The organism is Cupriavidus sp. GW823-FHT06D04 (assembly GCF_058795055.1).
This window is the reverse complement of the sequence record NZ_JBXAHL010000002.1, coordinates 465,985-491,534: the sequence shown is the minus strand read 5'-3', so window position 1 is coordinate 491,534 and position 25,550 is coordinate 465,985. Positions and strand designations below refer to the sequence as shown.

Annotated in this window: 21 protein-coding genes; 11 read left to right on the top strand and 10 right to left on the bottom strand. The window is 69.0% G+C overall.

Translation table 11 applies throughout. From position 1 onward, the window contains the following. Positions 1–65: 65 nt before the first annotated feature. Positions 66–479, bottom strand: coding sequence for a hypothetical protein (locus AC1Q7H_RS05960; protein ID WP_013955805.1), 414 nt, complete (start codon positions 477–479; stop codon positions 66–68). 248 nt (positions 480–727) lie between these two features. Here AC1Q7H_RS05960 and AC1Q7H_RS05955 point away from each other — a divergent pair, with 248 nt between their 5' ends. Together AC1Q7H_RS05955 and AC1Q7H_RS05950 are read left to right on the top strand one after the other, a co-directional pair. Beyond that, on the top strand, positions 728–1,717 hold the full coding sequence (locus AC1Q7H_RS05955; protein WP_153954856.1) for an SLAC1 anion channel family protein: 990 nt from the start codon (positions 728–730) through the stop codon (positions 1,715–1,717). A 3-nt stretch (positions 1,718–1,720) separates the two neighbouring features. Next, the gene (locus tag AC1Q7H_RS05950) at positions 1,721–2,047 is read left to right on the top strand and encodes a DMT family transporter (protein WP_153954857.1); all 327 of its coding nucleotides are present in this window, start codon (positions 1,721–1,723) and stop codon (positions 2,045–2,047) included. Positions 2,048–2,114: 67 nt separating this feature from the next. Here AC1Q7H_RS05950 and AC1Q7H_RS05945 read toward each other — a convergent pair whose 3' ends face one another. After that, entirely contained in the window at positions 2,115–4,163 is a 2,049-nt protein-coding gene (locus tag AC1Q7H_RS05945) for an NAD(+) synthase (RefSeq protein ID WP_013955802.1), read from the bottom strand. Positions 4,164–4,352: 189 nt separating this feature from the next. Between AC1Q7H_RS05945 and AC1Q7H_RS05940 the strand changes: the two genes are divergently transcribed. Beyond that, positions 4,353–5,600, top strand: coding sequence for a GNAT family N-acetyltransferase (locus AC1Q7H_RS05940; RefSeq protein ID WP_153954858.1), 1,248 nt, complete (start codon positions 4,353–4,355; stop codon positions 5,598–5,600). 16 nt (positions 5,601–5,616) lie between these two features. Here the strand turns inward: AC1Q7H_RS05940 and AC1Q7H_RS05935 are convergent, their stop codons facing one another. Together AC1Q7H_RS05935 and ppa are read right to left on the bottom strand one after the other, a co-directional pair. Further along, the gene (locus tag AC1Q7H_RS05935) at positions 5,617–6,189 is read right to left on the bottom strand and encodes a cytochrome b (RefSeq protein ID WP_153954859.1); all 573 of its coding nucleotides are present in this window, start codon (positions 6,187–6,189) and stop codon (positions 5,617–5,619) included. Between the two features lie 124 nt (positions 6,190–6,313). Continuing rightward, complete coding sequence (ppa, locus tag AC1Q7H_RS05930; protein ID WP_013955799.1) at positions 6,314–6,841, bottom strand: inorganic diphosphatase; 528 nt, start codon at positions 6,839–6,841, stop codon at positions 6,314–6,316. 204 nt (positions 6,842–7,045) lie between these two features. On the opposite strand from ppa, the gene AC1Q7H_RS05925 reads away from it, so the two are divergent. The 5 genes from AC1Q7H_RS05925 (at position 7,046) to AC1Q7H_RS05905 (ending at position 11,928) form a co-directional block, all read left to right on the top strand. After that, the gene (locus AC1Q7H_RS05925; RefSeq protein ID WP_153954860.1) at positions 7,046–8,482 is read left to right on the top strand and encodes an aldehyde dehydrogenase family protein; all 1,437 of its coding nucleotides are present in this window, start codon (positions 7,046–7,048) and stop codon (positions 8,480–8,482) included. Beyond that, positions 8,475–8,717 carry a hypothetical protein gene (locus AC1Q7H_RS05920; protein WP_013955797.1) on the top strand — a complete coding sequence of 81 codons (243 nt, stop codon included), beginning with the start codon at positions 8,475–8,477 and terminating at the stop codon, positions 8,715–8,717. The genes AC1Q7H_RS05925 and AC1Q7H_RS05920 overlap by 8 nt, the downstream gene beginning before the upstream one ends. Positions 8,718–8,778: 61 nt before the next feature. Next, positions 8,779–9,537 (top strand): SDR family oxidoreductase, encoded by a 759-nt coding sequence (locus AC1Q7H_RS05915; RefSeq protein WP_153954861.1) that lies wholly within the window; start codon positions 8,779–8,781, stop codon positions 9,535–9,537. 61 nt (positions 9,538–9,598) lie between these two features. Continuing rightward, positions 9,599–10,906 (top strand): MFS transporter, encoded by a 1,308-nt coding sequence (locus AC1Q7H_RS05910; RefSeq protein WP_013955795.1) that lies wholly within the window; start codon positions 9,599–9,601, stop codon positions 10,904–10,906. Positions 10,907–11,154: 248 nt separating this feature from the next. Then, positions 11,155–11,928: a hypothetical protein gene (locus AC1Q7H_RS05905; protein ID WP_153954862.1), complete on the top strand. Its 774-nt coding sequence runs from the start codon at positions 11,155–11,157 to the stop codon at positions 11,926–11,928. A gap of 150 nt (positions 11,929–12,078) precedes the next feature. On the opposite strand, the gene AC1Q7H_RS05900 is transcribed toward AC1Q7H_RS05905, so the two are convergent. The 6 genes from AC1Q7H_RS05900 to AC1Q7H_RS05875 all read right to left on the bottom strand — a co-directional run bounded on the left by AC1Q7H_RS05900 (position 12,079) and on the right by AC1Q7H_RS05875 (position 22,405). Beyond that, positions 12,079–17,919 (bottom strand): hybrid sensor histidine kinase/response regulator, encoded by a 5,841-nt coding sequence (locus AC1Q7H_RS05900; protein ID WP_492381043.1) that lies wholly within the window; start codon positions 17,917–17,919, stop codon positions 12,079–12,081. A gap of 145 nt (positions 17,920–18,064) precedes the next feature. Further along, a complete protein-coding gene (locus AC1Q7H_RS05895) occupies positions 18,065–20,278 on the bottom strand; it encodes a methyl-accepting chemotaxis protein (RefSeq protein WP_153954890.1) in 2,214 nt (737 codons plus the stop codon). A gap of 105 nt (positions 20,279–20,383) precedes the next feature. Continuing rightward, positions 20,384–20,941 carry a chemotaxis protein CheW gene (locus AC1Q7H_RS05890; RefSeq protein ID WP_013955791.1) on the bottom strand — a complete coding sequence of 186 codons (558 nt, stop codon included), beginning with the start codon at positions 20,939–20,941 and terminating at the stop codon, positions 20,384–20,386. Between the two features lie 55 nt (positions 20,942–20,996). Then, complete coding sequence (locus AC1Q7H_RS05885) at positions 20,997–21,368, bottom strand: response regulator (RefSeq protein WP_010813015.1); 372 nt, start codon at positions 21,366–21,368, stop codon at positions 20,997–20,999. Positions 21,369–21,411: 43 nt separating this feature from the next. Beyond that, positions 21,412–21,903 (bottom strand): response regulator, encoded by a 492-nt coding sequence (locus AC1Q7H_RS05880; protein WP_249221249.1) that lies wholly within the window; start codon positions 21,901–21,903, stop codon positions 21,412–21,414. Between the two features lie 331 nt (positions 21,904–22,234). Beyond that, positions 22,235–22,405, bottom strand: coding sequence for a rubredoxin (locus AC1Q7H_RS05875; protein WP_010813017.1), 171 nt, complete (start codon positions 22,403–22,405; stop codon positions 22,235–22,237). A 241-nt stretch (positions 22,406–22,646) separates the two neighbouring features. Between AC1Q7H_RS05875 and hemL the strand changes: the two genes are divergently transcribed. The 3 genes from hemL (at position 22,647) to AC1Q7H_RS05860 (ending at position 25,543) form a co-directional block, all read left to right on the top strand. After that, positions 22,647–23,939 carry a glutamate-1-semialdehyde 2,1-aminomutase gene (gene hemL, locus AC1Q7H_RS05870; RefSeq protein WP_013955789.1) on the top strand — a complete coding sequence of 431 codons (1,293 nt, stop codon included), beginning with the start codon at positions 22,647–22,649 and terminating at the stop codon, positions 23,937–23,939. A 100-nt stretch (positions 23,940–24,039) separates the two neighbouring features. Further along, a complete protein-coding gene (locus AC1Q7H_RS05865) occupies positions 24,040–24,666 on the top strand; it encodes a LemA family protein (RefSeq protein ID WP_013955788.1) in 627 nt (208 codons plus the stop codon). A gap of 13 nt (positions 24,667–24,679) precedes the next feature. After that, positions 24,680–25,543 (top strand): TPM domain-containing protein, encoded by an 864-nt coding sequence (locus tag AC1Q7H_RS05860; protein WP_013955787.1) that lies wholly within the window; start codon positions 24,680–24,682, stop codon positions 25,541–25,543. Positions 25,544–25,550 lie beyond the last annotated feature (7 nt).

The following is a 25,550-nucleotide window of genomic DNA, read 5'->3' as shown; positions in this document are numbered from 1 at the left end:
GGCCGGCGGTTGGCTGGCGCGTGGCTGATATTGGCAGTCTAGGCAGATTCCGCCAGCGCGGAGGGTCAGCGGTAACGCACGATGGTGATCTCGACGATGCGCTGCGACTCCGCCAGCGCGGTGTGACTGCCGGCGCGCTGCAGCGCGACCACTCGGCTGCGCTGGTCGCCGAGCAGCGCAGCGTCGCCGCCCGCTTCGCGCACGCGGCTGGCCACCCGCTTCAGCAGGAAGCGTTCGCCGATCCAGCCTTCCGGCGTTTCCACGCTGGTGTAGGCCAGCACCTCGTAGGGCCGCGGCGGTTCGCCGCGCATCCAGATATCGACCCCGTCGACATGCTCGCGTGCACCGCCCTGCCCGTGCCGCAGCACGGGTTCGCCTTCGTGGCGCCGGATCGGCGCCTGGATGCAGGCCGCGAGGCCCAGGCAGCACGCCAGCAGCAATCCAGCCATGCTGGCTCTTTTCATGTTTCGTCTAGTCATTCCTGTCTTTCCTCTCACTACGGATCAGAACCGGGGCGCAGTCTAGGCAGGAATTCCGGCGCTGCGCGGGCGCTGGCAGACATCGCGATTGGTTTGGCTGGATTTGACGTGTCTAGCGCCTTTCGGCCAGCAAGAGCGGCAACCATAATTCCTTTCACCAGGCCCCGTCCGATCCAGGACGCGGCCCCGGCAACCCTCCCGCCAGGCACGCCAAGCCGGCGCCCCCACTGAAAAGCAGACCCACCCCTATGACTCTTGCAGCCCATCCCGCGGCCACCCTGCCGGCGCCGCGCAGCTCGGTGAAACACCTTCCGGTCAACCTGTTCGGCGCCGTCATGGGCCTGTCTGGCCTGTCCATGGCATGGCGCGGCGCCGGCTCCGCATTCGGCGTCAGCCCCGTCATTGGCAACGCGGTTGGCGTGGTCGCGGTGCTCGCCTTCCTGGCGCTGGCCGCCGGCTACCTGGCCAAGTGGCTGCGCTACCCGGACGCGGTCAGGGCCGAGTTCAGCCACCCCGTCGCCGGCAACTTCTTCGGCACCATCGCGATTGCGATCCTGCTGCTGTCGTCGGTGGTCGGCGCGCATCACGAGACTCTGGGCCAGACGATCTGGACGCTCGGCACCGTGATCACCGTGGGGCTGACTTTTGTCATCGCCGGGCGGCTGCTGCACGGCCGGACCGAGGCGGCGAACGTGGTGCCGGCGTGGCTGATCCCCGGCGTGGCCACACTGGACATCGCCGTGGCCGGCGGCACCATGCCGATGGCCTGGGCGCATGAAGTCAACCTGCTCGCCGTCGGCGTCGGCACCGTGATCGCGCTGGTGTTCTTCACCATGATCATCTCGCGCCTGATCCACCACGATCCGCTACCGGCCGGCATGGTGCCGTCGCTGATCATCCTGATCGCGCCGTTCGAGGTGGGCTTCCTGGCCTACGTCAATATGACCGGCAGCGTCGACATGTTCGCCGGCATGCTGTTCTACTTCGGCCTGTTCCTGTTCCTGCTGTTGTCGTGGCGCGTGTTCCGCCGCCCGGCGCCGTTCGCGCCGTCGTGGTGGGCCATCAGCTTCCCGATGGCGGCGCTATCGAACGCGGCGCTGAAGTACGCCGGGCACGAGCAGTCCGCCGTGCTGGCCTGGCTGGCGGGACTGATCCTGCTGGTGCTGACGACCGCGATCGTGGTGCTGTTCGTGCGCACGCTGCACAGCCTGTTCACGCATCGCCTGCTGGCCGCCTGAGAGATGTCCTGGACCCTGTTGGCCGTTGCCGGCCTGCTTGAAATCGCCTTCGCCTTCGGCATGAAATGGTCGGCCGGCTTCAGCCGGTTCTGGCCCAGCGTCTATACGGTCGCCACCGGGATGGCCAGCATCCTGCTTCTGACGCTGTCGCTGCGCGTGCTGCCGGTGGGCACGGCCTATGCGGTGTGGACCGGTATCGGCGCGGCGGGCACCGCGATGCTCGGGATGCTTTGGCTGGGCGAGCCCGCATCGCTGGCGCGCATGGGCTGCATCGCGCTGATCCTGGGTGGCGTGGTGGGGCTGAAACTGGTTTCCGGCCCGGCGCCATGACAATCACGCAGTCAGAAAAATGGCCCGCTCGATGCGGGCCATTTTTCTTATCGGCAAGAAACGGTCATCAATCCGGCACCTTCTCCAGGTCCGCCAGCCACACCACCGACTCTGAATCGCTCGGCGCACGCCAGTCACCGCGCGGCGACAGTGATCCGCCCGAGCCCACCTTGGGCGCGTTCGGGATGCACGAGCGCTTGAACTGGCTGGTGCGGAAGAAGCGGTCCAGGAAGATCGCCAGGTTGCGCTTGATCTCCGGCAGCCCGTACTGGTTGCGCACCACATGCGGGCCGTTGGGCCATACGCCGCGCTCGCGGTCGCCCCAGGCGTGCAGCGCCAGGAAGGCGATCTTGGACGGCGTGAAGCCGAAGCGCAGCGTGTAGTAGAGGTTGAAGTCCTGCAGCTCATACGGGCCGATGGTGCTCTCTGTCTTCTGCTCGGGGCCGTGGTTGCTGTCGCCCGGAACCAGCTCGGGGCTGATGTCGGTGTCGAGCACGGCCAGCAGCACGTCGGAACCGCCCTCGCCCACCTGCCCGGTCTCAGCCACCCAGCGCACCAGGTGCGAGATCAGCGTCTTGGGCACGCTGGCGTTGACGTTGTAGTGCGACATGTGGTCGCCCACGCCATAGGTGCACCAGCCCAGCGCCAGTTCACTCAGGTCGCCGGTGCCGATCACGATGGCATGGTGGAAGTTGGCCAGCCGGAACAGGTGGTTGGTGCGCTCGCCGGCCTGCACGTTCTCGAAGGTCACGTCATAGACCTTCTCGCCGGCGGCGTACGGGTGGCCCAGGTCCTTCAGCATGGCCAGGCACGACGGGCGGATATCGATCTCGGTCGCGGTGCAGCCCACCATCTGCATCAGCTGGCGCGCCTGCAGCAGCGTGCGGTCGCTGGTGGCAAAGCCCGGCATGGTGTAGGCCAGGATATTGGCGCGCGGCAGGCCCAGGCGGTCCATCGCCTTGGCGCAGACCAGCAACGCGTGAGTGGAATCCAGCCCGCCCGAGACGCCGATCACCACCTTGCTGATCTTGCTGGCCGACAGGCGCTGCACCAGCGCCTGCACCTGGATGTTGTAGACCTCCATGCAGCGTTCGTCGCGCTGGCGCGGATCGGCCGGCACGTACGGGAAGCGCGCCACGTTGCGCGCCAGCGGCAGCGATTTTTCCAGGGTCAGGTCGAGCGGGAAGCGCACCACACGGAACTTGTCCACTTCTGCCTTGTGCCGGCGCACCGAGTGGCCGAAGGTCACCTGGTGCATGCGCTCGCGCGACAGCCGCTCGACATCGATATCGGCGCAGAGCAGGTGCGAGGTATCGGCAAAGCGCTCGGATTCGGCCAGCAGCTCGCCGTTCTCGCAGATCAGCGCCTGGCCGTCCCAGGCCAGGTCGGTGGAGGACTCGCCCTTGCCGGCCGAGGTGTACAGGTAGGCCGCCAGGCATCGCGCCGACTGCTGCGAGACCAGCTGGTGCCGGTAGCCGGCCTTGCCGACCACGATATTCGAGGCCGACAGGTTGACCAGCACCGTGGCCCCGGCCAGCGCCGCGAACGACGACGGCGGGATCGGCACCCAGACGTCTTCGCAGATTTCCGCATGGAAGCGGAAGTCGGGGATGTCTTCGACATCGAACAGCAACCCGGCGCCGAACGGCACGTCCTGGCCCAGCAGCCGGATGGACTCGACCGCGGCGTTGTCGGCGGCGCTGAACTGGCGCGCCTCATAGAACTCCCAGTAGTTCGGCAAGTAGGACTTGGGCACCACGCCCTGGATACGCCCGCGCGCCACCACCACGGCGCAGTTGAACAACTGGTGCTCGACCCGTAGCGGCATGCCGACGATCAGCGCCGCCGGCAGCTTGCGCGAGGCCTCGACGATGGTGGCCAGCGCCGCCTCGCAGGCGTCCAGCAGCGCGCGCTGGTGGAACAGGTCGTCGCAGGTATAGGCGGAGATGCCCAGTTCCGGGAACGCCACCAGCACGGCGCCCTGCTGTGCCGCCTGCGCCGCCAGGGCAATGGTCTCGGCCGCGTTGAAGGCCGGGTCGGCCACCCGGCAGACGGGCACGCCCACCGCGACACGCGCAAAGCCGTGGGAATACAGGTTGAAAAACGGGTTCTTCATATCGGGCCTTGGTTATCGGACGGACCATGCCGCGCGCAGGCGGGCCGCCTGAAGCATCCCGGGATGCTTCGGCAGCACTGGTGACGAGGATGCTCCATTTTACGACGGCCGCCCCGCGCCTGCCGCGGGCACAGCAACGGCGCATCGTTTCCGGTAGACTCGCTCGATCCACAGACGGAAACTGGTGCAATGCAGTCTGAATCATGCGTGCCTGGCAAGGACCAGCGCCAGCCGGCACAGCACAAGCGCAAGGCGGCGGGCGACCCTGCGCAGGAATACCGTACCGAGATCATCTCCGACCTGGGCGAGATCGATGCCGCCGCCTGGGACGCCCTGGTGGCGCACCACGCGGATGCCACGCCGTTCCTGAAGCACGCCTTCCTGCATGCCCTGCACGCCAGCGGCAGCGCCTGCGCCGAAACCGGGTGGAACCCGCGCTACCTGACGTTATGGGCGCCGGGCAAGGACGGCCACCCGGAACGGCTGGCCGCGGCCATGCCGCTCTACGCCAAGGCGCATTCCTATGGCGAGTATGTCTTCGACTGGGCCTGGGCCGACGCCTATGCCCGCAACGGGCTCGAGTACTACCCCAAATGGCTGGCGGCAATTCCCTTCACGCCGGTGCGCGGCGCGCGGCTGCTGGCCGAAGACGCCCATGCGCGCCGCCTGCTGCTGCAGATGGCGCTGGCGCTGGCCGCCGAAAGCCAGATGTCGTCGCTGCACATCCTGTTCCCCGACGAGGCCGAGGCCGCCCTGATGCAGCAGGCCGGCATGCTGATGCGGCACGGCGTGCAGTTCCACTGGACCAACGACGGCTACGGCAGCTTCGACGACTTCCTCGCCACGCTGTCGCAGAAAAAGCGCAAGAACATCCGCGCCGAGCGCCGCCAGGTGGCGCAGGCCGGCATCACTTTCCGGCGCCTGCGTGGCGCGCAGATCGACAACGATGCGTGGAAGTTCTTCAACCGGTGCTATCGCCAGACCTACCGCGAGCACCATTCCACGCCCTACCTGAACCTGGATTTCTTCCGGCGCATCGGCGCCGCCATGCCGCAGCACCTGCTGCTGGTGATCGCCGAGCGCGAGGGCCAGCCCATCGCCAGCTCGCTGCTGGTCTATGACGATACGCCCGAAGTCAGCACGCTCTACGGGCGCTACTGGGGCGCGCTGGAGTACCACGCCTGCCTGCACTTCGAAACCGCGTACTACCAGCCGCTGGAATTCTGCATCGAGCAAGGCATACGCACCTTCGAAGGCGGCGCCCAGGGCGAGCACAAGATGGCGCGCGGCTTCCTGCCGGTGGCCACGCGCTCGGCCCACTGGCTGGCGCATCCCGCTTTTGCCGATGCCGTCGAGCGCTTCCTGGAACGCGAGCGCCAGGGCATCGACGCCTACCTGGACGAGCTGGGCGAGCGCAACCCGTTCGCCCGCGCCTGAATACGCGAGCCGGCGCTCAGCGCCACATCCGCCGCAGCGTATTGTCGCCCAGCATGTAGTGGTGGAACAGCGACGCCATCGCATGCAGCCCGATCACCAGGTAGAAGGCGGTGCCCAGGGTCTCGTGGATTGCCTTGACGGTGTCCTTCAGCGCCGGGTCGGCTGCCACCAGCGCTGGCACTTCTATCCCCAGCGAAGGCAGCACCAGCAGGTGGCCGCCAGCGTTCATCGCCAGCAGCCCCAGCAGCGGCTGGGCCAGGATATACAGGTAAAACACCCAGTGCATGGCCTCGCCGACCAACTGCATCCAGCGCGCGCCCGGCTCCAGCGCAGGCGCGCCGCGCACCAGGCGCCACAGCAGGCGCGGCACCGCCAGCACCAGCACCAGAGCGCCCGCCCATTCATGGACCGTCATCGCCAGCGCGCGCGGCGGCGTGCCCTTGGCAAAACTGCCCTTCAGCTCGATCGCGGCATAGGCCAGCGCCACCAGCAGGAATACCGCCCAGTGGAAGCACACCGCCAGCCGGTCATAGCGGCGCGACGGCGACAAGGCCTGCGGCGATGCCTGGATTTCGGTGATGGAATGCATGGGGACTCCTCTTGTCAGCACCCGCACAGCGTAGCGCAAGGCACTTGCCCAGGTACTGCGGTGCGTCAAGCGCGCGGCAACAAAAAACCCCGCCGGAGCGGGGCTTCTTCAGCGGAGGTTCAGCTTACTTCTTGTAGTTGGCCACGCCGTCGGTGATTTCCTTGTGGGCTTCCTCGATGCCGGCCCAGCCTTCGACCTTGACCCACTTGCCGGCTTCCAGTGCCTTGTAGTGCTCAAAGAAGTGCTTGATCTGGTCCAGCTGATTCTGCGGCACGTCCGACAGGCCCTTCATGTAGGCGGTGGCCGGCGACAGCTTATCCAGGGGTACGGCCACCAGCTTGGCGTCCACGCCCGACTCGTCGGTCATCTTCAGCATCCCGAGTGCACGGCAGCGCACCACGGCGCCGGCCAGGATCGGGAACGGCGACAGCACCAGCACATCCACCGGGTCGCCATCGCCCGACAGCGTCTGCGGGATGTAGCCATAGTTGGCCGGATAGCGCATGCCGGTGCCGATAAAGCGGTCGACGAACAGCAGGCCGGTTTCCTTGTCTGCCTCGTACTTCACCGGATCGCTCTGGGCCGAGATCTCGATGATGACGTTGAAATCGTTGGGGATGTCCTTGCCCGGGGACACGAGATTGAAGCTCATGCGATTCTCCAGATGCCTGCGGTGTGTTGTTGGATGGCGGGCATTATAGCGGCTCGTGCCTGACCGCAGGCTGACAACTGGGCCAGGCACGGCGCATTGCACGCTGGCCGGTGTCGGCGATAATGGCGCATTCTTCAGCCGTCACTGAATAGTGCAGCCGCCGTGCTGCCCCCCCCTGTTGCACCTGCTGCCCCGGAGCCACCCATGCACGCCCAGCACTTCGTCGCCAACCGCCTGATCGCGCCCGACAACGGCCTGCGCATCAAGGTCTTCGATCCGTCCAACGGCGAGCCGTTCGCCGAGATCGCACGCGGCAACGCCACCGATATCAACGTCGCCGTCCATGCGGCCCGCCAGGCCGCCGAAGGCGCCTGGGGCCAGATGGCGCCAGCCGAGCGGGTGCGCCTGCTCAACCGCGTCGCCGTGGCGCTGATCGCCCACGAGGACGAGCTGGCCGCGCTCGAGGCCCGCGACACCGGCAAGCCGCTGCGCCAGGCGCGCGCCGATGCCCGCGCCGTGGCCCGCTATTTCGAGTTCTACGCCGGCGCGGTCGACAAGCTGCACGGCCAGACCATCCCCTACAACCCCGGCTACACCGTGCTGACCGTGCGCGAGCCGCACGGCGTAACCGGCCACATCATCCCTTGGAACTACCCGCTGCAGATCTTCGGGCGCAGCGTGGGCGCGGCGCTGGCCACCGGCAACGCCTGCGTGGTCAAGCCGGCCGAGGACGCCTGCCTGTCGCTGCTGCGCGTGGCCGAGATCGCCGCCGAGGCCGGTCTGCCCGAAGGTGCGCTCAATATCATCACCGGCTACGGCCATGAAGCCGGCGCCGCGCTGGCGCGCCACCCGGGCATCAACCATATCTCGTTCACCGGCTCGCCCCAGACCGGCAAGCAGGTGGCCCAGCTGGCCGCCGAGAACCACGTGCCGGTCACGCTGGAGCTGGGCGGCAAGTCGCCGCAGATCGTCTTTGCCGATGCCGACCTGGATACGCTGGTGCCGGTGGTAGTCAACGGCATCGTGCAGAATGCCGGCCAGACCTGCTCGGCCGGCAGCCGCCTGCTGGTGGAGCGGCCAGTCTATGACGCGCTGCTCGACCGACTGGCGTCGGTGTTCGAGTCGCTGCGCGTGGGCCCGTCAGAGCTGGACCTGGAATGCGGCCCGCTGATCAGCCGCAAGCAGCAGCAGCGCGTGTGGGATTTCGTTTCCGATGCGCAGCACGCCGGCGTGTCGGTGATGGCTCAGGGCCAGATCGTGGCCGAGGCGCCGGAGGCCGGCTACTACCAGGTGCCGATGCTGTTCCGCGACGTGCCGCCGGCGCACCGGCTGGCGCAGGAAGAAGTGTTCGGCCCGCTGCTGGCCGCCATGCCGTTCGACACCGAGGCCGAAGCCATCGCACTGGCCAACGGCACGCCCTACGGGCTCGTGGCCGGGGTCTGGACGCGCGACGGCGGGCGCCAGCTGCGCCTGGCGCACAAGCTGCGCGCGGGCCAGGTCTTTATCAACAACTACGGTGCCGGCGGCGGCGTGGAGCTGCCCTTCGGCGGCACCGGCCAGTCCGGCTACGGCCGCGAGAAGGGCTTCGAGGCCCTGTACGGATTCACCACCCTGAAAACCATCGCCATCCAACATGGGTAACATCAATTTCCTGTCCGTCGCCTTTGCCATCTTCTTCTTCTGGATGGCGTGGCATGTGCGGAACAAGCGCGCCACCAATCCTTCCGGCATGCCGCGGCTGCAGGTCTTCAAGCGCAAGTGGGGCGACGTCGTCGGCGACCGCGTGCACTGGTGCCTGTATGTGGCACTGCCCTTCCTGCTGGCACTGATGATGGTTGCCAATGCACTGCGCGGCCAGGGGCCGTTCTCGCATTAGGCATTGAGACCCCTCGCAGCACTGATCACCAGAACATAACCACAACACCAGGAGACAAGCCATGAGACTGGCCAACAAGGTAGCGATCGTCACCGGCGGCGGTTCCGGGTTCGGCGAAGGCATTGCCCACACCTTCGCGCGCGAAGGCGCCAACGTGGTGGTCGCCGACCTGCGCGAGGAAGCCGCCGAACGCGTCGCCGCCGCGATCCGCGACGCCGGCGGCCGGGCCCGCGCGGTGCGCGCCGACGTCTCGCGCGAAGCCGACACCGAAGCCATGCGCGAAGCCGCGCTGGCCACCTTCGGCGACGTGCATATCGTGGTCAACAACGCCGGCACGACCCATCGCAACAAGCCCATCCTCGAAGTCACCGAGGAGGAGTTCGACCGCGTCTACGCCGTCAACCTCAAGAGCATCTACTGGTCGGCGCGCGCCTTTATCCCGCACTTCCGCCAGCGCGGCGGCGGCGTGTTCGTCAATATCGCCTCCACCGCCGGCATCCGGCCGCGCCCGGGCCTGGTCTGGTACAACGGCAGCAAGGGCGCGGTGATCACCGCCAGCAAGGCCATGGCCGCGGAACTCGGCAAGGACAATATCCGCGTCAACTGCGTCAACCCGGTGATCGGCGCCACCGCACTGCTCGAAGAATTCATGGGCATGCCCGATACGCCCGAGAACCGCGCCAGGTTCCTTGCCACCATCCCGATGGGCCGCATGTCGACCCCGCAGGACGTGGCCAACGCCTGCCTGTACCTGGCCTCGGACGAAGCGGCCTTTATCACCGGCACCTGCATCGAAGTGGACGGCGGCCGCTGCGTCTGAGCCGGTCGTACCGTAGCTGTAAAACGCGTCACACAGAAGCGCCATATCCTCAGGAGACAGCATGACAACGACCGCAGTGAGCCCCGGCGTCAGCGACGCCGCCTTTGAAGACGCCACCTACCGCAAGGTCAGCTGGCGCCTGGTGCCCTTCCTCTTGATGTGCTACGTGGTGGCCTACCTGGACCGCGTCAACGTGGGCTTTGCCAAGCTGCAGATGCTCAACGACCTGCAGTTCAGCGAGACCATCTATGGCTTGGGCGCCGGCATCTTCTTTATCGGCTACTTCCTGTTCGAAGTGCCCAGCAACGTGATCCTGCACAAGGTGGGCGCGCGCATCTGGATCGCGCGCATCATGATCACCTGGGGCGCGATCTCGGCGGCGATGATGTTCGTCACCACGCCGACCATGTTCTACGTGCTGCGCTTCCTGCTGGGCATTGCCGAGGCAGGCTTCTTCCCCGGCATCATCCTGTACCTGACCTACTGGTACCCGGCCAACCGGCGCGGGCGCACCACCACCTACTTCATGACCGCGGTCGCGCTGGCAGGCGTAATCGGCGGGCCGCTGTCAGGCTGGATCATGCAGTCCTTCCACGGCCACAACGGCTGGTCCGGCTGGCAATGGATGTTCCTGCTCGAGGGCATTCCGTCGATCCTGGTGGGCCTGTGGGTGCTGGCCTACCTGGACGACCGCATCGCCCACGCCAAGTGGCTGTCGCCGGAAGAGAAGGCGCTGCTGGAGCGCAATATCGCTAGCGAGGATGCGCACAAGGAAGACCCGCCGATCCGCACCGTGATGTCCAGCCCGCGCGTCTGGCTGATGAGCGCGATCTACTTCTGCTTCGTGATGGGCCTGTACGGCGTCAGCTTCTGGCTGCCGACCATCATCAAGCAGACCGGCGTCAAGGGCGCGCTCGATATCGGCCTGCTGACCGCCATCCCCTATGGCTGCGCGGTGGTCGGCATGGTGCTGGTGGCCTACAGCGCAGACCGCAGCGGCGAGCGCCGCTGGCATATCGCGCTGCCCGCGCTGGCCGGTTCGCTGGGCCTGCTGCTGTCGGTGCAATGGCATAGCGACACCACGCTGGCAATGGTGGCGCTGACGCTGGCCACCATCGGCATCCTGACCACGCTGCCGCTGTTCTGGAGCCTGCCGACTTCCTTTCTGGCCGGCACTGGCGCGGCCGCGGGCATCGCGCTGATCAACTCGCTGGGCAACCTTGCTGGTTTCCTCAGCCCCTATGCGGTGGGCTGGCTCAAGGACCTGACCCACAGCACCGATTCGGGCATGTACCTGCTGGCCGCGTGCCTGGTGGTGGGCGCGGCGCTGACGCTGTCGGTGCCCAAGCGGCTGGTGAGCCAGAAATAACCCGCCCGCCAGGATCACGCGCCGTCAACGGCCCTTCCCCTGCGGGAAGGGCCGTTTTTCTTCCGGTACCTGCGAAGTCGCTCGCACGCCGCCTGCGGGCCACAATGCGCCGTCGGCTGACGCGGATGTAGGACCAACCCCGGCACTGTTGCCCACCCTTGAGCCCTAGGATGGAAAAGAGAGACCCGAAGTGATCCCACGGGGTCCTCCGGGGCATCTGATTCCGAAGCTCGCCCAAGGAGGCCACGATGCCGCAACTGCTCCCGTTTGCCCCTACCCGTTCGCTGGAAATTGTCGAAGCGCGCTTGGCACGCCGCTCGCGCGTCAAGCGCCTGGTGATCGCGCTCAGCGCCGGCGTGGTCGCGCTGCTGGCCCTGGTGCCGGCTGCCAGCCATGCGCAGGCGCCGGTGGTAGACACCAACCCTGCACCTGCCGCCCCGGCGCCAGTTGCCCCGGGCAGCACCATGGCGCCGACCCCGGGTGCCACGATGCCGGCCGCGCCGCCGGCCGACACCATGCCCCCTGCCACACAGCCCGCACCGGGCATAGCGGCGCCTGCCACGGCAGCACCGCCGCCGATGGCATCCCCGGCACCCGCGCCCACCGGCACGCCACCAGCTGCGCCGGCGCCACCGCCGATGGCAGCGCCCGCGCAGCCACGCCCGCCGCTGACCACGCCGCCCCCGCCGCCGCCGCGTGATGCCATGGTCCAGCGTACGGCCGGCTCGGTCGCCTATATCTGCGGCGGTGTCGCCGAAGACGAGCAGGTCGCGCTGCAATCGCAGGCGCGCAAGTACAACATGAGCCTGCTGTTCACGCAGGGCGCGCGCGGCGAGTACCTGTCCGACGTGGACGTCAAGCTGATGCGCGGCGGCAAGGAGGTCGCCAGCTTTATCGCCGACGGTCCGCGCTGCTTGCTGAAGGCGCCGTCGGGCACGTACAACGTGCGGGCGACTTACCAGGGCCGGACCAAGACCGCGACGGTCACCACCGGCGGCAAGAACGCGCAGATGCGCTGGTAATCAGCCGGGACGGCGCGCCGGTGGAGGGAAAAAAGGCTCGGCATCTTGCGATGTCGAGCCTTTTGCATGGCAGACCCTTGAGCGCGCCGCTGCCCTTTGCATGCCAACTGCATGCTCCCTCTCCCGCAAGCGGGAAAGGGGAGCAAACCGTCAGCCCGCCTGGCCGTCCCCCAGCATCTGCGCCACCGACCCTGCCGTACCGGCCGCCCGCTCACCCAGCAACCGATGCAGCGTGCCCAGCAGTTCATCCTCGTTGTAAGGCTTGCCCAGGTACACGTTGACGCCGATCTCCTCGGCATAGCGGCGGTGCTTGTCGGCCGTGCGCGAGGTGATCATCACCAGCGGCATATGCGCGGTGCGCGCGTCGGAGCGCACGTTTCGCGTCAGGTCGAAGCCGTCCATGTGCGGCATCTCGATGTCGACCAGCATGGCGTCCGGCATGACATCCTGCAGTTGCTTGAGCGCATCCACACCGTCGCGCGCCAGCACCACCTGGTAGCCGGCGCGGCCCAGCAGGCGCTGGGTGGCCTTGCGCACGGTCAGCGAGTCATCCACCACCATCACGGTCGGCTGCACGGCCAGGCCACGCACCGGCTCGGTGGTGCCGTCGCTCGCCAGTTCCGCGACCGCGCCCATCTGCGCCTGCACGGCAGGTAGCGCCGGCGTCTGCGGCAAGGCCTGCGGCACCAACTGGCCGCGTTCGCGCACCAAGCGCTGCGCCAGCACCACCGGGTTGTAGATCAGCACGATCTCGCCATCGCCCAGCGTGGTCGCGCCGGCAATGCCTTCCAGCCGCGCCAGGTGCGGGCCGATGTGCTTGACCACCACTTCGCGGTTGCCGACCACATCGTCCACATGCACCGCCACGCGCTCGGCGCCGCTGCGCACCAACACCACCGGCGAATACTTGCGCCCGGCCGCGACCGCGTTGCCTTCCTCCAGCAGCGCGCCGAAGTAGAAGAACGGCACCTCGGCGCCAGCCACAGTGAGGCGGCCCTGGTTGTAGGCATCCAGCAGCGCCGGGGCGCGCAGCTGCTGGACCTGGTCGATCATGCCACTGGGCACGGCATAGCGCCGTGCGCCCAGCGAGATCACCAGCACCTGCGTGATTGCCGTGGTCAGCGGCAGGTGTACGGTGAAGGTGGTGCCCTGCCCCGGCTTCGACTCCAGCGTGATGCGTCCGCCCAGCGCCACGGTCTCGGCGCGCACCACGTCCATGCCCACGCCGCGGCCGGCCAGCTCCGACACCGCGTCGGCAGTGGAGAAGCCCGGCGCAAAGATCAGCTCGGTCAGGCGCGCTTCGCTGGCGTCGTCGTCCGGCGCCAGCAGGCAGCGCTCGACCGCGCGCGCGCGGATGCGCGCCAGGTCCAGCCCGCCGCCGTCATCGACGAAATGCAGCACCACCTCGTTGCCTTCCTGCTGCACCTCCAGCGTCAGCGCGCCGGTGGCGGCCTTGCCCGCGGCGCGGCGCGGCGCGGCGGCTTCGATGCCGTGCACCACCGCATTGCGGATCAGGTGCTCGATCGGGCCGGCCATGCGGTCCAGCACCGAGCGGTCGATTTCCACGGTGCCGCCCTTGATCAACAGGCGCACTTCCTTGCCGGTCTCGGCCGCGGCCTGGCGTGCCACGCGATAGAGGCGCTCGGCCAGCGCGTCGAACTGCACCATGCGCGCCTGCATCAGCCCGCGCTGCATGCCGCGCGTCAGGCGCGCCTGCGCGGCCAGGTCGCCGGCGGCGCGGTCAAAGCCGCGCTGCAGGTTCTGCTCGACGGTGGCCACGTCGTTGACCGACTCGGCCATCATCCGCGTCAGCTCCTGGAAGCGCGTGAAGCGGTCGAACTCGAGCGGATCGAATTCCTGCTTGTGCTGCGCGTCGGCAATGCGCGACGCCATCTGCGATTCAGCCTGGATCTCGATTTCGCGCAACTGCCCGCGCAAGCGCGCGACGTTGTCGTTCAGTTCGCCCAGGTAGGCGCGCATCGCCTCCAGTTCGCTGTCCAGGCGTGCGCGCGTGGCGCCGACCTCGCCGGCTTCATTGATCAGCGTGTCGAGCGCGCGCGCCTGCACACGCACCAGCGCGCGTTGCGGCTCGGCGGGCACGGCCGGCGGCATCGCCACCATCACGTCTGCCGGCCCCGGCATGGCGGGCAGGCTGGCGGCGGGCACCGCCTCGACCACGGCATCTGCCTGCGGCAGCGGCGCATCGGCCTGCGCGTCCTCCGGCACCTCGGCCAGGCCGTTGACCACGTCCGGGTCGTCCGCGGGCAGCAGGCGGCCGGACGGCAGCGCCTCGACATGCGCCAGGATGCGGTCGTACCAGGCATAGAGCCGCTCGAACAGCTTCGGCCCGACGGCCTGCTGTCCCTGCCCGCGCAGGCTGGCGTCGAGCAGCGTCTCCATTTCATGCGCGGCCTGGCCCAGTGCCATGGCACCTGCCATGCGCGCACTGCCCTTGAGCGTATGCAGCGCGCGCAGCACCAGGCCGCCGTGGCGCGAGTCTTCCGGCGCGGCTTCCCAGCCGCGCAGCAGCTTGCCCAGCTCGGGCAGCGTGCCTTGTGCCTCTTCCAGGAAGATCTGGACCAGCGCCGGATCCGGGGCGCCGCCCTCGTCCGATACCGGCGCAAGGGGCGCCCGGTGCGGGGTCGGCAGCGCGATAACGACCGCGTCATGCGGCGTGGCCAGTGGCTGTGCGGCCTCCGGCCCGGGCGATGCCGCCGGCTCCGGCTGGTCTTCCTGCGCCGGCGGCAACTGGCCCAGCAGCTGCGCGACCGAGCCATCCGGCTCGGCGGGCACCGCCACGCGCGGACGCAGCAGCGCGCGCTCGCCAAACTCAACCAGGCTGCGGCGCAGGCCGGCATCGGCATCCGGCCAGACGCCCGCGGCAAACTGGTGGAGCATGCCACGCAGGCGCTCGACCGCCTGCTCCAGCAGGCGGAAATCGCCCGGGTGCATCGCCACCGGGTGCGAGCCCAGCTGCAGCAGCAGGGCCTCCAGCGCCTCGGCGATCTCACGCACGGGTTCCAGTCCGACGGTGGACGCACTGCCCTGCAGCGTGTGGGCGACGCGCAGCCCCAGTTCGCTCGGGCACGGATGGCCTTCATGCCGCCATTCGGAGATATCGGTGGCGAACTGGCGCAGCAGGTCGTCGGCCTCCTGCAGGTAGACGTTGTAGAGCGCCAGGCCGATGCGCACCGGTCCGATGACCTTGTAGTGGTCGTCCTCGTCCGACAGGCCGCCGGACAGGCGGAACGGGATCACATTGTCTTCGCCGTGCCCGGCGGCATCGGCGCCGGTGTGATCGGCAGTCTCGGCGGCCGGCTCGGGCGGCGCTTCAGCAGCCGCTCCGGGCAACACTGGCAGTTCGTCCGCGGCCTGCGCGGCGGCCGGGTCGCGCACCGCCTCGGCGGCTGCCACCAGCGGCGCGATGTCGTGCCAGGTCGCCGCATCGCGATGCAGCTGTGCGACCCACGCCGACAGCTCGGCATGCGCGCGGCGCAGCAGCGACAGCAGCGCCGGCACCGGCTCGCGCGCCTCGGCAATCCATAGGTTCATGACCTGCTCGACCGCCCAGGCCGCTTCGCCATAGCGATGCAGGCCGACCATGCGGCTGGAGCCCTTGAGCGTATGGAAGGCGCGCCGCACGCGGCTGAGCGTATCGGCATCGTGCAGCGCCTCAACGCCCGAGCCGAGGTCGCCGGCGATGCCACTCAGCACCTCGTCGGCTTCGTTCAGGAAGATGTCGAGCAGTTCGGCGTCCAGCGCCGCCTTGTCACCGGCAGCCGGCAGGCCTTGCGCCGCGGCCGGCGCGGCCGCGGGTGCCGCAGCCCCCGCCGGCTCGGCCAGTGCCAGTGCCAGCCTGCCTGCGGCATCATCGCTGCCGGCCAGCCAGGCATTGCATTGCATGGTGGCTTCGGCGGCCTGGCGGCGCAGCGCGGCATCGTCGTCGATGGTGGCCTGGTCGGCCAGCGCCTGCAGCGCGGCACGCAGGCGCTGCACGGGCGGCGCATCGGGCACGGGGCCGGCCTGGATCGCCTCGGCCGCGGCGGCGCGCGCGGCGGCCAGCGGATGCTGCGCGGCGCGCGGCGCATCGGGCTCGCCGGCGTCGGCAAGCGTATCGGCCCGCCGCACGCGGCCGAATTCCAGCGCATCGGCAAAGGCATGGACCGCGCCCAGCTCTGCCGCGACTTCGCCCAGCAGCGCGGCGCGCGCACTGGCATCGGCGAGTTCGCCCGGATCGGCCAGCCGCGCATTGACGGAATGCACCGCGGCGGCGGCCTGCGCGGCATCGTCCACCAGCGCTGCAGGCAGCGCGGCGGACGACTGCAAGTGCGCCAGCGTGGCGCCAAGCGCGGCAAAGGCCTGGCACGCATCGCGCAGGTGGCCGGCGCCTTCGGCGCGGGCCGCGTTGCGGTCGAAGCTGTCCAGCCACGATTCGCCGCTGTCCAGTTGCGCCCGCAGCTGCGTCACGGCCTCGCTGCGCAGCGCCTGGGCGCGCGCCTCGTCGACCATGCCCGCAAGCCACGCGGGCGCGCTCGCGGCGGGATCGGCTAGGCATGTCGCCAGCGCCTCGCACTGCGCGGCAAAACGCGCCGCCGCCGGATGGGCGGATTGCCCGTGCACGCGCCACGGCAACGCCAGCGCGCGCGCCAGAAACAACGCGATGCCGGAGGCGCCGAGTGCCTCGCCACGGTGATGCTGCCCGCCGTGCATGGCCGCCTGCGCCAGGCAGCGCTGCAGCGCCGGCTGCCCAAGCGGCTGCGCGGCTTCGGCCAGCGCGGCCAGCGCGGTTTCCCAGCCGGTCGGTTCGCCGGCGGCGGCGTGCTCCAGCCCGGCGGCGGCCTGCTGCAGGTTGCGCGTGTCGATCGGGTCGAGCCAGCCGTAATAGCGCTGGCGGAAGTCCGCATTGGCAAGCGCGTGTGCGGGGTCGAGGCGGAACGCCGCGAGCGTGCGCGCAATATCGGCACGCGGCGCAGCCAGGCCATCGCCGTCACCGGCCCCGTCGCGGGCCAGGCCGGTGCAGACCAGCAGGAACACCGCGTCGTTGAGCAGCGCCTGCGGCACGCGCACATGGCCCTGCAGGTACTGGCGCAGCAGCAGGTTGGCGCGGCCGGCAAAGCGCTTGGCCAGCAGGTCGGAAGGCAACAGGCCAAGGCCCAGCGCGCGGAACACCAGCCCCAGCACATGCCAGACCCCGCGATCCGGATGATCCGCCGCGCGGCGCGCCTCCTGCTCATTGGCGCGCACCTCGTCCAGCGCCGCGCACAGCGGCAGCCAGGCTTCGCGCAGCAGCGCCGCGTCGGGGCACGGCGCAGGCAGGCGCAATGCCTTGAGCAAGGCTGACTCAAACTGCTGGCGCGCACGCATGACCGCCGCCGGACCTCTCGCCGGCAGCAGCATGCCGGGCAGCATCTGCAGCTCATCGAGCCACAGGTCGGCCGGATGCACGCGCTCTTCGCCCAGGTGCGCCAGCACGCCCGCATAGGGCTGGAACAGGCGCAACGGCGCTTCATCGTCGCCGGCCATCAGGTCGTCGACATACTCGGCCAGCGCCTGCACGCCGGCGCGGAATACCGCCAGCGCCTCGGGGCCGGCGGCAACGGTGCCGGCGTCGATGGCTTCGAGCAGGCGGCGCAGGGCCTGGCAATACGGATCGGTGCCGCGCAGCCCGACGATATGCACCGCGCCGGCGGCCTGGTGCAGGTGCTGGCCGGCCAGCCGCAGTGAGGTGGTATCGCGCGCGCCCAGCGCTTCGGGCGCTTGGCGGACCTCGTCGACATAGTGGCCAAGCTCGGCGGCGGCGTCTTCCAGCGCGCTGCGCAGGCTCGGCGCAAGCCACGCCAGGCCGGACAGGTCGCGCGCGGGGGCGCCTGGATCGGAAACAGCTGGCGCGCTCGCGGACGGCGGCGCGGGAGCCGGCTCAGGCACGGCGCCGGCGTCAGCCGGTGCGCCGGCTGCGGCGCCATCGCGCGGGACAGGGAAATTCAGGGACATGACGGCTTCCAGTGCGGCGCCCGGAAGGCGGCCGCGGGCGACCTGCCGCAACAGGCGGCAGGCGCGGAGTTGGCATGGAGCGCGTGGCCGCTAAGCCCGGTAAGGCCGCGGTGCGCGGAAGCGGTCGCAGGCGTCATCCGGCCACTCAGGCGATCTTGAATCGCGACACGGAGTTACGCAGCTCTTCGGTCAGCAGCGTCAGCTGGCGCACCGACTGCGCGGTCTGGCGCGTGCCGGTGGTGGTCTGCTCGGTAACCTGCAGGATGCGCTCGATATGGCGGGCCACGGTGGTGGCCAGGTCAGCCTCGTGTGAGGTGGACTGCGAGATCTGCTCGATCAGCTCGGCCAGCTGGCGCGACACGCGCCCGATCTCGACCAGTGCGGCACCGGCGTTGTCCGACAGCCGCGCCCCCTCCACCACGCCCTGCGTGCTGCGCTCCATGGCGTGCACCGCGTCCTGGGTATCGGTCTGGATGGTGCGGATCAGCGCGCCGATCTGCTTGGTGGCCTCGCCGGAGCGTTCGGCCAGCCGCTGCACTTCTTCGGCCACCACCGAGAAGCCGCGCCCGGCTTCGCCCGCGGACGCGGCCTGGATGGCGGCGTTCAGTGCCAGCACGTTGGTCTGCTCGGTAATGTCCGAGATCAGCTCGACGATTTCACCGATCTCCTGCGACGACTCGCCCAGGCGCTTGATGCGCTTGGAGGTTTCCTGGATCTGCTCGCGGATATCGTTCATGCCGGCGATGGCGTTTTGCACCGCCTGCTGGCCCTGCTCCGCGGCAGACAGCGAGGCGCGCGCCACGTTGGCGGACTCGGCCGCGCCGCGCGACACCTGCGTGATGCGGTCGGCCATGTCCACCACCGATTCGCCGGTCTGCCGGATCTGGCGCGACTGCTCTTCGGTGGTTGACACCAGCTGGGTCGAGGTGGACTGCACCTGCCCCGACGCCTGCGTCACCTCGCCGGCGGTCTGCTGCACCCGGCCGACCAGCTCGCGCAGTTCTTCCACGGTGTAGTTGACCGAATCGGCAATGGCGCCGGTGATGTCCTCGGTCACCGTGGCCTGGCGCGTCAGGTCGCCGTCGGCGATGTCCTGCAGCTCGTTCATCAGCTGCAGAATCGCCTTCTGGGTGTTGTCGTTGTTGCGCTTTTCGTCCAGGCGGCGGGACTCGGCCTCGCGCTCGCGCGCCTCGGCTTCCAGCGCGCGCATGCGTGAATCGCGCAGGTACAGGGCCGCCAGGCCCACCAGGCACAGCAGCGTCATGGCCGCCGACACCACGGTCGCGCCCAGCGTCACCGGGCGGACGCGCGCCGACTGCGCGTAGGCACGCTGCAGCGCCGAGAGCTCGCCGCGCAGCGCCTCGTTGTCGTTGAAGATCTGCTGTTGCGCGCGCTTGGCGGCAATCAGGCCCGGCAGATTCTGCAGGATGGTCTGCGTGGTCTTCTGCACCGCTTCAAAGCGCTGCGACAGCTGCTTCAGGTAGCCGCGCGTTTCTTCGTCGGCGGCCGCCGACAGGCGCAGCGCCTCGCTGCCGTTGAGCAGGCCGTCCAGCGTTTCGCGGAAGGTGTTGGTGTCCTTGCCCAGCAGGAACGCGGTTTCGGGGTTGACGCCTTCGCCGGCCAGGAACTCGTTCAGGTTCTTGCCCAGGCGCTGCGTCAGCATCACCAGCTGCGCCGAGGCCGCCACCTCGCGCGCGTTGGCGCTGGACTGCAGCTTAATTGCCGCGACCTGTTCGGCGGACTCCAGCAGCTCAGGGTTGGAGGCGTTGAAGATCTGCAGCGTCTGGCCAATGGTGTTCAGCACCGGCTGCTGCGCCAGCACGTCGGCGGCGCTTTTCTCGGAGCGCTTCCACGATTGCATCGCGGTCTCGAGCAGCGGTTCGGCCGCGCCGCTGGTGGCGCGCACGCGCTTCTCGTCGCTGCCTTCCTGCAGCGCCTTCAGGTCGCCTGCCAGCGCGTCTTTCGACTGGCGCAGCTGCGTGAAGGCCTGCGCATTGCCTAGCAGCGCCACCGGCACCGCCTTGCCCAGGCGCTGCGAGTGCATCAGCATGTCGCCGGCGATCTCGATCTGCGCGGCGGCGTTGTTGGCGATGCGGTTGTCCAGGTACACCGAGCCAAGCAGTGCCACCAGCGACACCACCACGCCCACCGTTAGCAGCCGCTGCTGCGACGAGAACGGCATGCGCCCAAGCCAGCGCGTGACATGCTCCATTGGCGTGGCGCCCAGGCCGTCGGCGGATGGGGGTGCCGGTGCGGGTTCCGGGCCGCCGGCATAGGCCATGCCGGGCCCGCCCGCCAGGCCGCTGGCTGCTTCGGCTGCCGGCGTGCGCCGGCCCAGGCTGAATTTCTTGAAACCCATGGCACCCTCTTCCGTTTTTTTCGTTGTCATGCCCGGCGGCTCGTGCCGGGTGCCGCAGGCCGTGGCCTGCGCGTCATTCTTGTATCTTGTAATTGGCGGCGGGCCTCAGGCCGCAACCCGTCCCACCTGCAGAAAGGCCGGCGCGTCCAGCAGCGCGCGCACGTCCAGCACCTGCCAGTCACGCCCGTCGCGGTCGGCAAAGCGTTGCCCTTCCCATGCCGGCGTGCCGGCCGGTGGTGGCGCATCGCCGTGCGGCAGGCTCAGGTCGGCGGCATGGCGCAAACCCGCCACGCGCGTGGCCAGGATCGCGCAGGCGCGCTCCACCTGGCGCGACAGCACCACGATCTTGCTGCCGGGCTGCAGCGGCGTTGGCGCGCCGCCGCAGAACAGGCTGAAATCGATCACGCCCAGCAGGCTGCCGCGCGCATTGACCAGGCCGCTGTACCACGGCTGCGTCAGCGGCACCGGGCTGGGCGGGCGCATGTCGAGCACCTCACCGGTATCGGCCAGCGGCAGCAGCCAGTTGCGCGCGCCCACCTGCAGCGCCAGGTAGCTGTCGGCCGCGGGCAGGCTGCGCGCCTCGCGCAGGCGCCGGGCCAGCATGGCCTGGTAGTCCTGCAGGCGGGTCTGGCGGGCGCGGAGGTCTTGGCGTGGCGCATTCATCTGGCGGTCCCCGGAACAGGTGGCAGTGGCTTCCCGTACGGCCTGCGCTGGCAGCTCAGTGCGCCAGCGCGGCGATCTTGCCCAGCAGCTCTTCGCCGTCGACGGGCTTGACGATGTAGTCAGACGCGCCCTGGCGCATGCCCCAGATGCGGTCGGTGTCCAGGCCCTTGCTGGTGCACATGATCACGGGGATGTCCTTGAAGCGGTCGTCGCGCTTGATCGCGCGGGTGGCCTGGTAGCCGTTCTGGCCGGGCATCACCACGTCCATCAGGATCAGGTCGAAGCTCTCGGCCTGCAGGCGCGCGAAGGCCTGGTCGCTGTTGCTGGCAACCGAGACCTTGAAGCCGCGCTTGCCGAGCAGGTCGGACATGAACAGGGCTTCGGTGGGGGAGTCGTCGACGATCAGGATCTTGTTGATGGCAGTCATGAGGTTTTCCTTCGATTCGTACATGGCGTCGCGTGCATGCGCTTCAGGCAGGCAGCACGTGGCCCGCGGCCTGGCATGGCAGGCAGGCCTGCACGGCGTGCAGCAGCGCTTCGCGGGTAAAAGGCTTGGCTAGATGGTCGTGCGCGCCGACCAGGCGGCCGCGCGAGCGGTCGAACACGCCGTCGCGCGAGGACAGCATGATCACGGGGATGGCGTGAAAGCGCGGACTCTTCTTGATCAGGGAGCAGGTCTGGTACCCGTCCAGGCGGGGCATCAGGATGTCGCAGAAGACCAGGTCCGGGTGCAGCTCGCCCACCTTGGCCAGCGCCTCGAAGCCGTCTTCGGCCAGCACGACCTGGTATCCCGCCTGCGACAGGAAGATCTCCGCGGTGCGGCGGATGGTGCTGGAATCATCAATGACCAGCACCTTGCGGCGCGGCGGCGCCGTGGTGTCCGGAATGGAAACGCCAGGCGCCACACCCTGGGCGCCGGCGGTATTGACCCGCTGGTTTTCTTCTGTTTGAGCGACCCGCATTGTTGTTCCCGCGACCAGCTGCCCCTTGCGGAGCGCCGGCAAGCACTAGAGAACACCCGTGCGGAGCAGCGCGACCCCATGCGCGCCCCGACGGACCCCCGACAATTTTTGTTTCCCTTCCAAGGCCGGGCTGTGCCCGGCAGCGGCGGTGCGTGGAACCCGCACCTGCCTACCGTCCTCCCAGCCAGAGGCAGAGGGACGGGCAGTCATTTTGCAACAGAGTGTGACAAGACGCCGGGGGGCCGTCAATCCGGTCCGGCCGCGGCCGGCCGGCGTTCTGTCGCATCGGCGCGACGCGCGCCCGGTAATTGTTCTTCTGGGGGACGCCGCCTCAGATGGCGACCATCTCGAAATCTTCCTTGCGCGCACCGCATTCCGGGCAGGTCCAGTTGATGGGCACGTCTTCCCACCGGGTTCCGGGGGCGATGCCGTCTTCCGGCGCGCCTGCGGCTTCATCGTAGATCCAGCCGCAGATCAGGCACATCCAAGTCTTGTATTCCATAACAGGCTCTGGCCACTCTCCATTAAAATCCAGCGCAGATGGTACCGAAACCGTGCCGCCGGCGCCAGCCGGCGGCCGCCAGAATCGTGCCAGATCCGCCGTGTTCGCGCATGTTAGCGCCCTGTTAGCGCCTGATTGGCCGGCAATTGCAGTGAATTTCCGCTGTTTTTGCTGCATGTCAACGATAAGGCCCGGGCCCGCCGCACACGATCCCTGCAGTCCTTGTCCTCACCTCAACGCCATGTCCCGTAATCAGCAGCTCTTCGACCGCGCCCAGCAGACCATTCCCGGGGGCGTCAACTCGCCCGTGCGCGCCTTCCGCTCGGTGGGCGGCACGCCGCGCTTCATCACGCGTGCCGAAGGCGCCTATATGTGGGACGCCGACGGGCAGCGCTATATCGACTACATCGGCTCCTGGGGCCCGATGATCGTGGGCCACGCCCACCCGGAAGTGGTGCGTGCGGTACAGGAAACCGCCGCGCACAGCTTCTCGTTCGGTGCCCCGACCGAGGCCGAGATCACCATGGCCGAGGAAATCTGCAAGCTGGTGCCGTCGATCGAGCAGGTGCGGCTGGTCTCCTCCGGCACCGAAGCCACCATGAGCGCACTGCGGCTGGCGCGCGGCTTCACCGGCCGCGACCTGATCATCAAGTTCGAAGGCTGCTACCACGGCCACGCCGACAGCCTGCTGGTCAAGGCCGGCTCCGGCCTGCTGACCTTTGCCGACACCACCCAGAACGCGCCGTCGTCAGCCGGCGTGCCGGCCGACGTGACGCGCCACACCATGGTGCTGGAGTACAACAACGTCGAGCAGCTGGAACAGGCCTTCGCCAGGCATGCCGGCGAGATCGCCGCGGTGATCGTCGAGCCGGTGGCCGGCAACATGAACCTGGTGCGCGCCACCGATGCCTTCCTGAAGGCCATGCGCGACCTGTGCACCCGCGACGGCGCGGTGCTGATCCTGGACGAGGTCATGACCGGCTTCCGCGTGGCGCTGGGCGGCGCGCAGGCGCACTACGGCATCCGGCCCGACCTGACCTGCCTGGGCAAGGTGATCGGCGGCGGCATGCCGGCGGCGGCCTTTGGCGGGCGCCGCGACATCATGGCCAAGCTGGCGCCGCTGGGCGGCGTCTACCAGGCCGGCACGCTCTCGGGCAACCCGCTGGCGGTGGCCGCGGGCCTGGCCACGCTCAAGCTGATCCAGGCACCCGGCTTCTATGAGCGCCTGGCCACCCAGACCCGCAAGCTGGCCGACGGCCTGGCCGAGGCCGCCAAGGCCGCGGGCGTGCCGTTCGCGGCGGATGCCATCGGCGGCATGTTCGGGATCTACTTCCGCGACGGCGTGCCGTGCAGCTTCGCCGAGGTAACCAGGAGCGACACCGCGCGCTTCAACCGCTTCTTCCACGCCATGCTGGATCACGGCGTCTACCTGGCGCCGTCGGCCTTCGAGGCCGGCTTTGTCTCGGCGCAGCACGACGACGCCATCCTGGCGGCCACGCTCGACGCCGCGCGCAAGGCGTTCGCGGCGGGCTGAGGCCATGCCAGGCAGGGGGCGCCCCGGTGCGCCGCCTGCCCCTCTGGCGACAGGGGCGGTGCGCTACACTTGGGTTTTCGTCCAACCCGCGGAGTCTCTGATGCGCGCTTCTTCGTCCCCCTCCTTGTCCAGCAGCTCGCCGATGCCTGTCTTGCGCTGGCTGCTGCTGGCGGTTATGGCCAGCCTGCTGTCCGCATGCGGCTACAACGACTTCCAGACCAAGGACGAGGCGGTCAAGGCAGCCTGGAGCGAAGTCATCAACCAGTACCAGCGCCGCGCCGACCTGATCCCCAACCTGGTCAACACGGTCAAGGGCTACGCCACGCACGAGCGTGAGACGCTTGAGGCCGTGACCAAGGCGCGCGCCGCCGCCACCAGCATCCAGGTCTCGCCCGAAACCCTGAACGACCCCGAAGCCTTCAAGCGCTTCCAGCAGGCCCAGGGCGAGCTGTCCGGCGCGCTGTCGCGCCTGCTGGCGGTGTCCGAGAACTACCCGCAACTGAAGGCCGACGCCTCGTTCCGCGACCTGCAGTCGCAGCTTGAGGGCACCGAGAACCGCATCACCGTGGCCCGCCAGCGCTATATCGCCGCCGTGCAGCAGTACAACGTGCTGGCGCGCAGCTTCCCGACCAACCTGACGGCGATGGTCTTCAAGTACCCGGTCAAGCCGTCGTTCACGGTGGACAACGAGAAAGCCATCTCCACGCCGCCCGCAGTCAAGTTCTGAGACGGACCACACCATGGGCCACACCCTGCGCTCGCCCTGGCGGCACGCCTGGCTGGCGGCCGCCCTGCTATGGCTGGCGGCGTTGCTGGCCGGCCCGGCGCTGGCGGCAGACGGCTTTGTCGCGGTGCCGCCGCTGACCCAGCGCGTCACCGACCTGACCGGCACGCTGACGCCGCAGCAGCGCGGCGCGCTCGAGAACGTGCTGGCGGAATACGAGCAGCAGCGCGGCAGCCAGATCTTCGTGCTGATGGTGCCCACCACCGATCCCGAGCCGATCGATGCCTACAGCATCCGCGTGGCCGACGCCTGGCGCGCCGGGCGCAAGGGCATCGACGACGGCGTGATCGTGCTGATCGCCAAGGACAACCCGCCCGGGCTGCGCAAGATGCGGCTGGAGGTCGGGCGCGGCGTGCAGGGGTCGCTGACCGATGCCATGTCCAAGCGCATCCTGCAGGACGTGATGGCCCCCCACTTCCGCCAGAACGACTTCTACGGCGGGCTGGCGGCGGGAATCTCGGCCATCCAGGCCACCATCGACAAGGAAGGCCTGGCGGCACCGCAGCGCAAGGCGCAGCAATCGTCCGGGCTGGCCGAGTGGCTGCCGGCACTGCTGCCGCTGGCGATCATCGTGTTCTTCTTCCTGAGTGCCATCCTGCGCCGACGCGGCCCGCAGATCGTCACCACCCGGCGCGGTCGCGACGTGATCGCCGGTGGGCTGGGCGGCCTGGGTGGCTACACCATGGGGCAGGACTGGGGCCGGCGCAGCGGCGGCTGGGGTGGTGGCGGCTTTGGCGGAGGCGGCGGTGACAGCGGCGGCGGCTTTGGTGGCGGGGGCGGCGGCGGCTTCGACGGCGGCGGCGCCTCGGGCAACTGGTGACAGCAAG